Annotated in this window: 13 protein-coding genes; 6 read left to right on the top strand and 7 right to left on the bottom strand. The window is 61.0% G+C overall.

The genetic code is table 11. From position 1 onward, the window contains the following. Positions 1 to 288: 288 nt before the first annotated feature. Entirely contained in the window at positions 289 to 1,563 is a 1,275-nt protein-coding gene (locus N8H71_RS09450) for an Hsp70 family protein (RefSeq protein ID WP_262193770.1), read from the top strand. 115 nt (positions 1,564 to 1,678) lie between these two features. On the opposite strand, the gene N8H71_RS09445 is transcribed toward N8H71_RS09450, so the two are convergent. The 3 genes from N8H71_RS09445 to N8H71_RS09435 all read right to left on the bottom strand — a co-directional run bounded on the left by N8H71_RS09445 (position 1,679) and on the right by N8H71_RS09435 (position 4,071). Then, a complete protein-coding gene (locus N8H71_RS09445; protein ID WP_262193769.1) occupies positions 1,679 to 2,692 on the bottom strand; it encodes an AI-2E family transporter in 1,014 nt (337 codons plus the stop codon). A gap of 215 nt (positions 2,693 to 2,907) precedes the next feature. Further along, the gene (locus N8H71_RS09440) at positions 2,908 to 3,213 is read right to left on the bottom strand and encodes a PsiF family protein (protein WP_011332224.1); all 306 of its coding nucleotides are present in this window, start codon (positions 3,211 to 3,213) and stop codon (positions 2,908 to 2,910) included. Positions 3,214 to 3,276: 63 nt separating this feature from the next. After that, positions 3,277 to 4,071 (bottom strand): AraC family transcriptional regulator, encoded by a 795-nt coding sequence (locus N8H71_RS09435; RefSeq protein ID WP_262193768.1) that lies wholly within the window; start codon positions 4,069 to 4,071, stop codon positions 3,277 to 3,279. 98 nt (positions 4,072 to 4,169) lie between these two features. On the opposite strand from N8H71_RS09435, the gene N8H71_RS09430 reads away from it, so the two are divergent. Continuing rightward, positions 4,170 to 5,057 (top strand): DMT family transporter, encoded by an 888-nt coding sequence (locus tag N8H71_RS09430; RefSeq protein ID WP_262193767.1) that lies wholly within the window; start codon positions 4,170 to 4,172, stop codon positions 5,055 to 5,057. 111 nt (positions 5,058 to 5,168) lie between these two features. Here N8H71_RS09430 and N8H71_RS09425 read toward each other — a convergent pair whose 3' ends face one another. From N8H71_RS09425 to N8H71_RS09415, 3 genes are all read right to left on the bottom strand, one after another. Then, positions 5,169 to 6,059 carry an esterase/lipase family protein gene (locus tag N8H71_RS09425; protein WP_262193766.1) on the bottom strand — a complete coding sequence of 297 codons (891 nt, stop codon included), beginning with the start codon at positions 6,057 to 6,059 and terminating at the stop codon, positions 5,169 to 5,171. Positions 6,060 to 6,150: 91 nt separating this feature from the next. Beyond that, positions 6,151 to 6,456 (bottom strand): DMT family transporter, encoded by a 306-nt coding sequence (locus N8H71_RS09420; RefSeq protein ID WP_011332220.1) that lies wholly within the window; start codon positions 6,454 to 6,456, stop codon positions 6,151 to 6,153. After that, a complete protein-coding gene (locus N8H71_RS09415; RefSeq protein ID WP_262193765.1) occupies positions 6,457 to 7,095 on the bottom strand; it encodes an FMN-dependent NADH-azoreductase in 639 nt (212 codons plus the stop codon). Between the two features lie 119 nt (positions 7,096 to 7,214). Between N8H71_RS09415 and N8H71_RS09410 the strand changes: the two genes are divergently transcribed. Together N8H71_RS09410 and N8H71_RS09405 are read left to right on the top strand one after the other, a co-directional pair. Beyond that, positions 7,215 to 8,117 (top strand): LysR substrate-binding domain-containing protein, encoded by a 903-nt coding sequence (locus N8H71_RS09410; RefSeq protein ID WP_262193764.1) that lies wholly within the window; start codon positions 7,215 to 7,217, stop codon positions 8,115 to 8,117. 98 nt (positions 8,118 to 8,215) lie between these two features. Further along, the gene (locus N8H71_RS09405) at positions 8,216 to 8,746 is read left to right on the top strand and encodes a ferritin-like domain-containing protein (RefSeq protein ID WP_064379129.1); all 531 of its coding nucleotides are present in this window, start codon (positions 8,216 to 8,218) and stop codon (positions 8,744 to 8,746) included. A 102-nt stretch (positions 8,747 to 8,848) separates the two neighbouring features. Here the strand turns inward: N8H71_RS09405 and N8H71_RS09400 are convergent, their stop codons facing one another. Beyond that, positions 8,849 to 10,924 carry an AsmA family protein gene (locus tag N8H71_RS09400; RefSeq protein ID WP_262193763.1) on the bottom strand — a complete coding sequence of 692 codons (2,076 nt, stop codon included), beginning with the start codon at positions 10,922 to 10,924 and terminating at the stop codon, positions 8,849 to 8,851. A 382-nt stretch (positions 10,925 to 11,306) separates the two neighbouring features. Here N8H71_RS09400 and N8H71_RS09395 point away from each other — a divergent pair, with 382 nt between their 5' ends. After that, a complete protein-coding gene (locus tag N8H71_RS09395; protein WP_262193761.1) occupies positions 11,307 to 11,771 on the top strand; it encodes a hypothetical protein in 465 nt (154 codons plus the stop codon). Positions 11,772 to 11,945: 174 nt separating this feature from the next. Next, the gene (locus N8H71_RS09390) at positions 11,946 to 12,578 is read left to right on the top strand and encodes a TetR family transcriptional regulator (RefSeq protein ID WP_007950628.1); all 633 of its coding nucleotides are present in this window, start codon (positions 11,946 to 11,948) and stop codon (positions 12,576 to 12,578) included. The last annotated feature ends 162 nt before the right edge of the window (positions 12,579 to 12,740 follow it).

The following is a 12,740-nucleotide window of genomic DNA, read 5'->3' as shown; positions in this document are numbered from 1 at the left end:
GAATCACCATCCGTTATCGATTTCGCGCCGTTGCCAGCATGCGCCGATTCGCGCAAGGCCGGTTGACCGATCTCAAGGTTGTGACCGGGTGGCGCAGCAGAAGTTTATCGGCAGTGGACGGCGGTTCTTGCGACCGCCGGTATGTCTGCCGGCCCATGCCAGCAAGTTTGGGGCAAAGCGGCGACTTTCAAGCAAGCTTAGTCGTGAAATAGCGGATGACCGGCCTTCGAATCTGCTGCGCACTGACATACACTGCGCGGCCGTTTTTTTGACCGGAACCGAAAGACCATGAAAGACGCCTCTCCAGCCCGTGCCTGCGGCATCGACTTCGGCACGTCCAACTCCACTGTCGGCTGGCTGCGCCCCGGCGTGGAAACGATGATCGCGCTGGAAGACGACAAGATCACCCTGCCGTCGGTGGTCTTTTTCAACATCGAAGAGCGCCGTCCGGTTTACGGCCGTCTGGCGCTGCACGAATACCTGGAAGGCTACGAAGGCCGGCTGATGCGCTCGCTCAAGAGCCTGCTCGGTTCCAAGCTGATCAAGCACGACACCAGCGTCCTCGGCACCGCGATGCCGTTCAAGGACTTGCTCGGCCTGTTCATCGGCCAGCTCAAGAGCCGCGCGGAAACTGCCGCCGGTCGTGAGTTCGAGCAAGTGGTGCTGGGCCGCCCGGTGTTCTTCGTCGACGACGATCCGCTCGCTGACCAGGAAGCCGAAGACACCCTGGTGGAAGTGGCGCGCAAGCTCGGCTTCAAGGACGTTTCGTTCCAGTACGAGCCGATTGCCGCCGCCTTCGACTACGAGTCGACCATCGAAAAGGAAGAGCTGGTCCTGATCGTCGACATCGGCGGTGGTACGTCGGACTTCTCGCTGGTACGCCTGTCGCCCGAGCGGCGCGGTGTGGATAACCGTCACGACGACATCCTCGCCACCGGCGGCGTACACATCGGCGGGACCGACTTCGACAAACAGCTGAGCCTGCAAGGCCTGATGCCGCTGTTCGGCTACGGCAGCCGCATGAAGAGCGGCGCGTTCATGCCGACCAGTCACCACATGAACCTGGCGACCTGGCACACCATCAACTCGGTGTACTCGCAGAAATCGACCCTGGCCCTGGGCAGCATGCGCTACGACATCGAAGACACCGGCGGCATCGACCGTCTGTTCAAGCTGATCGAACAGCGCGCCGGGCACTGGCTGGCGATGGAAGTGGAAGAAACCAAGATCCAGCTGACCCACAACGACAGCCGCCATGTGCCGCTGGACCGCATCGAGTCGGGCCTGAGCGTGGAACTGACCCGGGCGTTGTTCGAGTCGGCCATCGAATCGCAGCTCGAACGAGTGCGCGCCAGCGTCACCCAGTTGCTGGCGGACGCCAACGTGGCGGTGGGTCAGGTCGATACGGTGTTCTTCACCGGTGGTTCGAGCGGCATTCCGGCGCTGCGCAACAGCGTCTCGGCGATGCTGCCGAACGCGCGGCATGTTGAAGGCAACATCTTCGGCAGCATTGGTAGCGGTCTGGCGATTGAAGCCATGAAACGCTACGGCTCAGTAAACTGATCCAGTTTCTGCGGCGCTGCCAATCGCGAGCAAGCTCGCTCCCACAGGATCACATTGAACCTGTGGGAGCGAGCTTGCTCGCGAAAGGGCCGGTTCAGACGCTACAAAGCCTGGATCAAACCATCCCGCCCAGTTTCAGCTCACTCTTCAGATACGCGTAGTAAATCGGCCCCGCCACCACTCCCGGCAGGCCGAACGCGGCCTCGAACACCAGCATTGCCAGCAGCAACTCCCAGGACTTGGCACTGATCTGCCCGCCGACGATGCGCGCGTTGAGAAAGTATTCGAGCTTGTGGATAAAGATCAGATAGCCCAGCGCTGCAATCGCCACCCAGATCGACAGCGACAGGCCGACGATGGTGATCAGCGTGTTCGACATCAGATTGCCGATCACCGGCAACAGACCGAGCAGGAAGGTCAGCACGATCAGGGTCTTGGTCAGCGGCAGCTTGATGCCGAACAGCGGCAGGATCACCGCCAGGAAGATCCCGGTGAAGAAAGTGTTGAGCAGGGAAATCTTGATCTGCGCGAACACAATGTTGCGAAACGCCTGGACCAGCAGATGCAAACGGTCGAACAGTGCGGCCGCCAGCGGCTTGCGCTTGGTGACGTCCGGCACGCGTTGCAAGGCGATGATCGCGCCCAGCACCATACCGATCAGCAGCGTCACGAACATGTGCGCCGCGTCCTTGCCCACCAGTTGCAGGTCGGCCAGGTGCTTGCTCATCCACTCGCCGATGGCCACCCGGAATTCGGCGGCACTGGCCGGCAGATAGGCGTCGATAAACGGTGGCAACTGCCCCCGCGCGCGGTCGACCACGCCCATGAATTTATCGAGAGACGCACCGGGGTTTTCCGCCTCGTGCAAGAGGAAACTGATGGCCCCGGCAAAGATCAGCGCCAGCACACTCACCACCAGCGTGCCCAGCAGAGCCACCGCCAGCCAGCGCGCCCGACGGCGTTCGATCAGCCGTTGCAATTGCGGGGTGAGCATGTTGACCAGCTCGTATACCAGCAATCCTGCCAACAGACTGGGCAACAATCGCAACGGCAACACCAGCAACAGGCCGCCGAAAATGATGATGCAACTGACCCAGAACACTACATGACGCTCAGAAAACGTTGGCATACAGCCTCAAAACGAACGGCGTAAAAGGATTGGCAGTCTGCCAGCGATCCGAGGTGAGCACTAGGGATATGCAGGGTTTGAGATTGCCGCTGCCCCGAGCAGCCTCTTCGCGAGCAAGCTCGCTCCCACAGTTGTAATGCGTTGCTCACGAATCCGGTGTGGGAGCGAGCTTGCTCGCGAAAGGGCCAGCACACTCACCACAAAAGTTCCGGCGCTTATTTTTTCTTCAGGCAATCACTCATGAAGGTCTTGCGCGCATCACCCGTCAGCGCCTTGGTGGCCGCATCGGCGTTGCAGGTTTTCATTTTCTGTTGCTGCGGGGTCAGGGCCTTGGCGTCGTTGGCCGCCGGGGCTGCCTTGAGGCAGGTGCTCATGAAGGCTTTGCGCTCGTCGCCCTTGAGGCTCTTGGCCGTGGCGTCGGCGTTGCAGGTGGTCATCTTGTTCTGTTGCGCCGTGGCGGCGAACCCCTGGGAGCACAGCAGCAGACCGATCATCAACAAAGGGACACGCAACATCTTCATGGAGTTTTCTCCTTGTCGCCGCCTCGATGGAGGCGGCCTCTGGCTGAGTGTAGTCAAAGCTTGTTACACCTTCCTGCCCTCAAGATGGCTGCGCCGGTATTGCTCCGGCGTACACCCGGCCTGCCGGGCGAACATGGCGATGAAGGCCGAGCCGCTGCTGTAGCCGAGATCGAAAGCGATTTCCTGCACACTGCGCGCCGACTCCAGCGCCTCGATCGCCGCGAGATAACGCAACCGCTGACGCCACTCGCCAAAACTCATCCCCAACTCCCGCACAAATTGCCGGGCCAGGGTGCGCTCGCTGACATGCACCTGCGCCGCCCAGTGCGCCAGCGGCTCGTTATTGCCGGGCTCGGCCTGCAGGGTTTCGAGGATGGTCAGCAATCCGGAGCTGCTGGCATAGGGCAAATAGCATTGGTGAACCGGCGCCTGGCGCAGTTGATCCACCAATACCTGGGCCAGACGCTGGTCAGCTTCAAACGCCGGGATCTTCACATCGCGGGCGGCGAAGTCCTTGAGGATCGCCTTGAGAATATCGCTGATCGCCAGGGTGCAGGCCTGCGCCGGCAAATCGGAACAGACATCCGGCGCCAGACACACCGCGCGGTAATTGACCGGCTGATGGCTGTAGAAACTGTGCTCGACCTGCGGCGGCACCCACACCGCATATTGCGGCGGCGACATGAAGCGGCTGCCGTCGACATCCATGTGCAGCACGCCGTGGGCCGCGTACTCCAGCGTGCCCCACGGATGGCGGTGCGGCGCGGCGTATTCATGGGCGTTGAAGTCGGCATAGCGGAAATACACCGCCGACGGCAGTTCGCTGAAATCCAGCAGATCGATGTGTTTACTGTTCATGCTGTCCGGAATCAGGGGCGGGTTGTCCGGTTCGCAGTATAGGCCTGCATCCAGACAGGGGATAATCACCGTTCATCAACGTACTGGTTTCTCCTCCCATGCAATACGCGTTTCCCCTGCTGGCGATTTTCATCTGGGCCGGCAACACCGTGATCAACAAGCTTGCGGTCGGTGCGATCTTCCCCGCCGAGATCGGCTTCTACCGCTGGCTGCTTGCCGGTCTGCTGTTCACGCCGTTCATGCTCAAGAAGGTGATCGCACACTGGCCGCAGATCCGCCCGAACCTGGGCAAGATCTTCATCCTTGGCGTGCTCGGCATGGCGGTCTATCAGAGCCTGGCCTACTTCGCCGCAACCATGACCAGCGCCACCAACATGGGCATCATCCTGTCGCTGATGCCGCTGATGTCGCTGGCCATGGCAATCATCAGCCTCGGCCAGCGCCTGACCGCCGGCGCGCTGGTCGGTGCGGTGCTGTCGTTCGCCGGCGTGCTGGTGGTGGTGTCGTCCGGCAGCCTCGGCGCATTGCTGCAACACGGCGTGAACCTGGGTGACGCGATGATGCTGATCGCCACCCTCGCCTACGCGATCTACAGCACCCTGCTGAAAAAATGGCAGCTGCGTCTGCCGCCGTTAGTGTTGTTGTATTTGCAGGTGCTGGTTGCGGTGGTGGTGCTGTTTCCGCTGTACGCCATGTCGCCGAAAACCGGCCTGACCCTGCAGAACATTCCGCTGGTGCTGTACGCGTGCCTGCTGGCCTCGATGCTCGCGCCGCTGGCGTGGATGCAGGCTGTGCAGCGTCTGGGCCCGAGCCGGACCACGCTGTTCTTCAACCTGCTGCCGTTGATCACCGCGCTGATTGCAGCGGTGGTATTGAAGGAACAACTGGCGATGTATCACCTGGTCGGTGGCTTGCTGACGCTGGGCGGGGTGATTCTTTCCGAACGCTGGACCACCGTCCTCGGCCGCAAACTCAGCGTCGCCTGATCTGGCCTCTTCGCGAGCAAGTCGAATCGTCGCACCGTCGCTCCCACATTTGGAATGCGTTCCCCTGTGGGAGCGAGCTTGCTCGCGAAGAACGATACCTCGGTTTAACGGTTAAACCCCGGCAGCTTTCAACCGCGCGGCATGCTCGACGAACAGCCGCACCGGGTCCGCGCCTTTGCCGACCAGTCCCAGCGACTGGTTGACGATGTCGAAGTGATCCATCGGGTAGTCATCGCCGATGACCGTACCCAGGTGCGAGCTGTAGCGTCCGACCATGCCGTCGCACTGCCCCGGCTCGCGCACGAAGGTTTTGGCGAACAACCGGCAACTGCGATTGGTGCCATCGAACAGGTTGCCACCGCGATCGGTCTTGCCCGGCTGCAAGGTGCCGGACCATGAGTAATAACGCACGCCGTTGACCTCTTCCGGCCCCTGCCCGCCCCAGGTATCAGGCAAGCCCTGTGGATAACGCTGATTGAACAGCGCCACGCCTTCGGTGGTCAGGGAATGGTGCGAAGCGTGGATATCCACCGGAAGTTTCGGCCCGTGATAACCGGTCTCCAAAAGCGCCATCAGCCAGCCGACAAAACGCAACAGCGCCTCGAGGAGGCGGCCCTTGGCGCTGTCCGCCGGATAGTGTTTCTCCAGATAATCGGCCAGTTCCGAACCGTGATTGGGCCCGGCCACCGACGTGACCGACGCCACCAGATCCGGACGCTTGGCCGCCGCGTAACGCGCCGTCAGCGAGCCCTGGCTATGGCCGAACAGATTGACCTTCGCCGCACCAGTCTCGCGCAGGATTTCATCGATGCGCGCCAGCAACTGCTCCCCACGCACTTCGGTGGAATTGAGAGGCGACACCTGCACCGCAATCACTGTCGCACCACCCCGGCGCAACGCTTTGATGATCCCGTACCAGTACGGGTACAGCACCAGACGGATGAATCCGAGCATTCCCGGCACCAGCACCAGTGGATAACGTGTGGCCGAATCTTGCGACATGGGCAAACATCCTTGTGGTCGGTGAGTGAATGCAGGGCGTGCAAAATGCCCGCCAAGCATCCTCCTCGATGATGACAACTCCACGACCAGCCTACTTCAGCCCCACCACCCCCGCCACAATCAGCCCCACCGACAGCAACTTCACCAGCGTCAGGCTCTCGCCCAGCAACGCGAAACCGAGAAACACCGTGCCGAGCGAACCGATAGCGGTCCAGATCGGGTAGGCGATGCTCACCGGCAACTCGCGCATCGCCAGGGTCAGGAAGTACACCCCGCCCACCGCCGCAACCACGGTGATCAGCGACGGCCACAGCCGGGTGAAACCCTCGGCGTACTTCATGCCCATGGCGAAGGTGACCTCGAACCCGGCCGCGATCAGCAGAAACAGCCAGGCCACCTAGAACTCCCGAGCCAGGTCGAGCAAGCGCTGCTCGGCCTCGGCCACCGACACCGCGAAGGTGCGCTCGGCGGATTCCTCGCCCTCGGCCGCGACCACCGTGACGTCGTTGATGCCGATAAAACCCAATGCCGTGCGCAGCCATGGATCAGCGTGGTTCAGCGCCTCCAGCTCACCGCCCGGGCCGAATCCGAAACCGCCGCGACTGGTGACGATCAGCGCCTTCTTGCCGTGCAACAACGGCGTGTACTGGGCGATGCCGTTGTCCAGCGTATGGTCGAACGTCAGGCCCAGACGCACGATCTGATCGACCCAGGCCTTGAGGCCGCTGGGCACGTTGAAGTTGTACATCGGCGTGGAAATCAGCAGCAGGTCGTGATCGAACAACTCGTCCACCAGTTGATCGCTGAGGGCCAGATCGGCCTGCATCGTCAGCGGCCGAGCCTCGGGCTCCGGATAAAACGCCGCCGCGACAAACGCTTCATTCACCGCCGGAATCAACGCCCTCCCCACCTCACGACGGGTGACCTGAGCCTGTGGGTGACGGACTTGCCAGGCGCTGAGAAAACTCTCGGCCAGGCGCCGCGAATGGGAACGCTCACCGCGAGGGCTGGCATGGATCGCAAGAATCTTGCTCATCTGAATCTCCTTGGGACTAGACTTGAGTGACTGTGTGGCGCCAGATTGCAGGCATCACTTCATCGCCTCAAATGAGCAAAAATCATTCGGGATGAATTGATTTCATCCGTGGAGTTTTCATGTTCGCTGCCTTGCCCCTGACCGCCCTGCGCGCGTTCGAATCCGCCTCACGTCTGCTGAGTTTCAAGGCGGCCGCCGAAGAGCTGGCGGTGACGCCGACGGCGATTTCCCATCAGATCCGCTCGCTGGAGGACTGGCTCGGCGTGGCGCTGTTCGAACGCCTGCCGCGTCAGGTGCGCCTGACCGAGGGTGGCGAGCGACTGTTTCGCAGCCTGCACGGCGCGTTTCTGGAAGTGGCGCAAAGCGTCGACACCCTGCGCCCGCAACGCAGCGGCAGCAGCCTGACGCTGTCGACCACCGCTGCTTTTGCCGCGCTGTGGCTGGTGCCGCGACTGGGGCGGTTTTACGCGAAGCATCCGAACATCAATGTGCGACTCGACACCCATTGCGAAGTGATCGATCTGCATCAGGACGCCAGCGTCGATCTGGTGTTGCGCTACAGCCTCGACGATTACCCGAACCTCTACGGGTTGTGTCTGTTCGATGAATCGTTCGGCGTGTACGGCTCGCCGGAACAAGTGGCGCTGGCCGCCCGTCGCACACCGGCGTTGATCAGCGTGCGCTGGCACAACTCCAAACTGTACGCCCACGGCTGGGAAGCCTGGTGCGCGCAGTCGGGCGAGAACTGGCTCAATCAGCACCCGGCAGTCCGTGAATACGACGAAGAGCATTACGCGCTGCAAGCGGCCATTGCCGGACAAGGGCTGGTGCTGGCGAGCAACATTCTGGTGTCGGAGAGCGTCGCCAGCGGTCTGCTGGTGCCGTACAAGGGCGAGGTACAGGTCGACGGCGCCGGTTACAGCGCGCTTTGCGTACCGGGCCGTGAGCGGCATCCACCGGTGAAGGCGTTTTTTGCCTGGCTTCGCGAAGAAGCAGAACTGTCCGGGCATGCTCCGCGCTGAATCCGACAAAACTTTTTGCAGCGCTCATCACTCACAACCTGGTAACGATCACGTCAGCAGAACGTGACGCCAATCGGATTAGCCTCCAGGAGACTGAAATGAGTGACCTGCATTTGTCTGATGTTCAAACCCTGCGCGAGCGCGCACGCCAGCACGTGGAAAATGGCGCGGTGACCGAAAGCTACAGCGCCAACCGTGAAGAAGTGCTGCGCCTGCTCAATGAATCGCTGGCCACTGAACTGGTCTGCGTCCTGCGCTACAAGCGCCACTACTTCATGGCCAACGGCCTGAAAGCCAACGTCGCCGCCGACGAATTCCTCGAGCACGCCACTCAGGAAGCCGAACACGCCGACCGTCTCGCCGAGCGCATCGTGCAACTGGGCGGCGAGCCCGAATTCAACCCTGACCTGCTGTCGAAGATGTCCCACGCGCAATACGTGGCCGGCAACACCTTGAAGGAAATGGTCTACGAAGACCTGGTGGCCGAGCGGATCGCCATCGACAGCTACCGCGAGATCATCCAGTACATCGGCGAAAAGGATCCGACCACCCGCCGGATCTTCGAAGACATCCTGGCTCAGGAAGAAGAGCATGCGGATGACATGGCCGACATCCTGAAAGACCTGTAATTCTGGCGAAAATCTCTTCGCGAGCAGGCTCGCTCCCACACTTGAAATGCATTCCAAATGTGGGAGCGAGCCTGCTCGCGAAGAGGCCCTGTCAATCACCGATCATTTAGTAGGTTTGACAGTCACCGGCGCCTTGCCCGCCTTCATCTGCTCCAGCAATGGCGCGCACTGGTTAGGCTCGCCACCACTCGGCGCCACCAGCGCCAGCAGTCCCGCCGCCGGCGCAGCGATCACGCCCAACGCCACCATCCCCGCGCCGCGCAGAATCAACGGCACCGCTTTCACCCCGGCATCCGGCTTGATGAACTTGCCACGCACGTACAACGGCGAACGCAGGGAAATCAGACGCCAGCCCTTGGATTCCGGCGTCACCGTCAGATCCAGTTGCTCGGTGGCCATGTTCGCCGTGCCGTCGATGTAGATGATTGCGTTCTCGGTGTCGAACACAAACAGCCGCGTGCTCGCCAGGCCGGTCTTGATGTCGAAGTCCGCCGCCGCGCAGTTGATCTTCACTTCCTTGTCGCCAAAGATTTTGCCGACCACATAGTTGCCGACATTGAGCCCTGCCAGCTCCATCAACTCGCGACTGATCGCGCCGTCGTTGATCAGCATTTTCAGGTTGCCGTTGGCGCCACCCAGCAGTTTGGCCACCGAGTTGCCGCGACCGGCGATATCGGCATCGCCGTTAAGCTCGCCGAAACTGGTTTTCATCGGTTCGAAGGTCGGGAAGAGCTGTTTGAGCTTGAACTTGCGCGCGGTCAATTTTGCCCGGCCTTCCAGCGGCTCAGTGCGGCCATTGAGGCGGATCTGCGCATCAAGGTTGCCGCCGGCCACGCCGAAACGCAGTGGCTCCAGACTCAGTTCGCCGTCGTTGAGTTTGAGGTGGGTATAGAGGTCGGTGAACGGCAGTTCTTCGCTGTGGACGATGCGTTTGCCGGTGAATTCGACGTCGGCATCCATGTCGCGCCAGCGCTCGGTCTTGAACTCTTCAACCGGCAGCACCTTGTCCGCCGGCTGCTTGCTCTCGCCGCCACGGGCCTTCTGCTTGGCGTTGGAGTCAGCACCGATCAGCGGCGCGAGGTCGGCAAAAAGCAGTTGATTGGACAGCAGCGCGCCACTCAGCTTGGGCCGTGGCTGACTGGCGACGTAAGCCAGATCACCATGGATGTCGCTGCTGCCGATCTTGCCGTTGAACTGTTCATAGCGGAACTGCGCGCCGCCCGGCTCATGCAGCTTGGCGATCAAATGGCCGTCGGTGGCATAAGGCGGGGTGTCCGGCAGGGTCACGCCGGTCAACGGATACAGATTGCCGAGGCTGGCGCCCGCCAGTTTCAGGCGCAGATCGAGGGCGCCGAGATTCAGCGGATCGGTGAGGGTGCCAGCGAGTTCGATGCTGGTGTCGCCGATCTTCGCCTGGGCCTGCAACGGGAACGGTTTGCTCGCGTCCTGCAGGGCCAGCAAGCCGCCGATCTTGCCCTGGCCGGCGAGTTTCTGGCCGTGGTACTGGCCGGTGACTTTCAGGCCAAAGGCATAATCCTGCGGAGCGCCGCCCTTGTCCTGCGCAGTTTTCGCGGCTTTGTCACCGACGATGTCGCTGAACGGAATCGGCTTGCCCAGCGGATCGATCAGCAGGTCGAGATTGGTCTTGAGGGTCTGGTCATCCAGGGTGACGTGGCCCTTGTCGAAACTGATGGCACCGATGTCCACCACCCAGTTCGAAGGTTCGGCATTCGGATCCTTGGGGTCGAACTTGAACGTCCAGTTGGCGCGGCCGTCGGCCAGGCGCTGCAATTGCGCGTTGGGTTCGGTCAGGTCGATCCGTGGAATCGTCACCCGTTGCGCCAGCAAGGCCAGCGGCGAGATGCGCAGCTCGACCTTTTTGAGGGTGACCATCTGCGGTTGCTTCGACCAATCCGGATTGCCCAGCGTCAGGTCTTCGGCCACCACATGCGGCCATGGCACCCAGACGCGCCAGCCGCCCTCGTCGAGTTCGCGCCGCCAGACCACCGACAGGTTGCCGTTGATGGCGAACGGTCGATGCAATTCTTCCGAGACTTTGGCGTTGAGCGGCGGTTTGATCCGGTTCCAGTCGAAGAACACGATGATCAGCACCAGCACCGCCAGAAGCAGCACGAGGGTGGCGAAGGTCCAGACGAAGATTTTACGCGTGCGCGTCATTGCACAAAGCTCCTGAAGACGACTGCATCCATTGGCACGACGCAGCTGAAACGGCGGGCCGTGATGGCCCTCATGAAATCTGTGACTGACAAACAGCCCGCAGGTTTAATCCAAAGCCCCATCGAGGGGAAAAAACGGTCGCCATTCTGACCGATCGGTCGAGTTGGCGTTACCGGACCCGCACTTTTGCGGGGCGCGAGTGGGTGGAAAATACCCACCGCAGTGCAAAACCGTCCGCCTGAAACGCCCGAGCTAGAGCCTCCCAAGCGAACAATCAATTCTGTTGATTATTACCATTGTGTTTATGAACTTTTATATCGACTTATCGAGAGTAGCATTAGCTTCGTACCCACTTTATCGCCCTCCCAAGGAGCAACCCATCATGAAACGCCAACTTCTGCTTAGCCTTACCCTCTCGATGCTGGCCAGCACCGCTTTCGCTCTGCCAGCTGCCGATCAAGCGACTCCGCAAGTCAAAACCAGCCACTCGGTGTTCAGCCAAACCGTTGCTGCTGATGGCGGTGACCGCACTCCACAAGGTCAGACCCTGGCTGAAAACGGTCGCAACCGTCTGGAAGAAAAAGGTCTGGTTCAAGATGGCTATGACAAAACCCCACAAGGTCAAACCGTAGCTGAAGGCGGCCGTGATCGTCTGGAAGAGAAAGGTCTGGTTCAAGACGGCTCGGATCGCACTCCACAAGGTCAAACCTTGGCTTCTGACGGCGGCGACCGTACCCCACAAGGTCAAACCCTGGCTGCTGACGGCTACGACAAGACCCCACAAGGTCAAACCCTGGCCGAAGGTGGTGGTGACCGTGTGATCGAACGCAACAGCGCTTTGAGCTAAGCCCATGGCGGCCTGGAAAAAAAGCCCAATCCCCGGATTGGGCTTTTGACTTTTCAGCAGCCTGTATAAAGAAGTCGCGATTTCCCTGCTCCATCTCCCCCGCTGCCGTTCGACGCCGACAAAGCCGATTTGCTAGAGTGCGGCGCTTGTCTTGCTTAAGAACACACCCTTGCGATGCTGCCCCGCGCCGAACAGAAACAACAGACCCGCAACGCCCTGATGGACGCTGCCCGCCACTTGATGGAAAGCGGCCGAGGATTCGGCAGCCTGAGCCTGCGTGAAGTGACGAAAACCGCCGGCATCGTGCCCACCGGTTTCTACCGGCATTTCGCCGACATGGACGAACTCGGCCTGGTGCTGGTCAGTGAAGTCGGCCAGACCTTCCGCGAAACCATCCGCCTGGTCCGCCACAACGAATTCGTCATGGGCGGGATCATCGATGCGTCGGTGCGAATCTTCCTCGACGTGGTCAGCGCCAACCGTTCGCAATTCCTGTTTCTGGCCCGCGAGCAGTACGGCGGATCGTTGCCGGTGCGTCAGGCCATTGGCCGTTTGCGTGAAGACATCAGCTCCGACCTGGCGGCGGATCTGGCGTTGATGCCCAAGCTCCAGCACCTCAATCGCGAGGGCCTGAGCGTTATGGCCGACCTGATCGTCAAATCGGTGTTCGCCACCCTGCCGGACATCATCGACCCACCCGCCGAAGCCCTGCCCGAGCATCTGACGCCACAGGCGAAGATCACCCAGCAGTTGCGCTTCATCTTTATCGGTTTGAAGCACTGGCAAGGGCTTGGTAGTACCGAATAATTCCTCTCCAGCCCTAATACCCTGTGGGAGCGAGCTTGCTCGCGATAGCGGTGTGTCAGTCAACTCTATATGACTGGGCGGACGCCATCGCGAGCAAGCTCGCTCCCACACCGGCTCTTGTTTGGTGCATGTAAAAAACTTCATGCACCAAAACACCCCACA

This window comes from Pseudomonas koreensis, assembly GCF_025447595.1.
GTDB lineage: Bacteria > Pseudomonadota > Gammaproteobacteria > Pseudomonadales > Pseudomonadaceae > Aquipseudomonas > Aquipseudomonas koreensis_H.
Note: the sequence above shows the minus strand (reverse complement) of the source record. Positions and strands in the feature narration are given on the sequence as shown.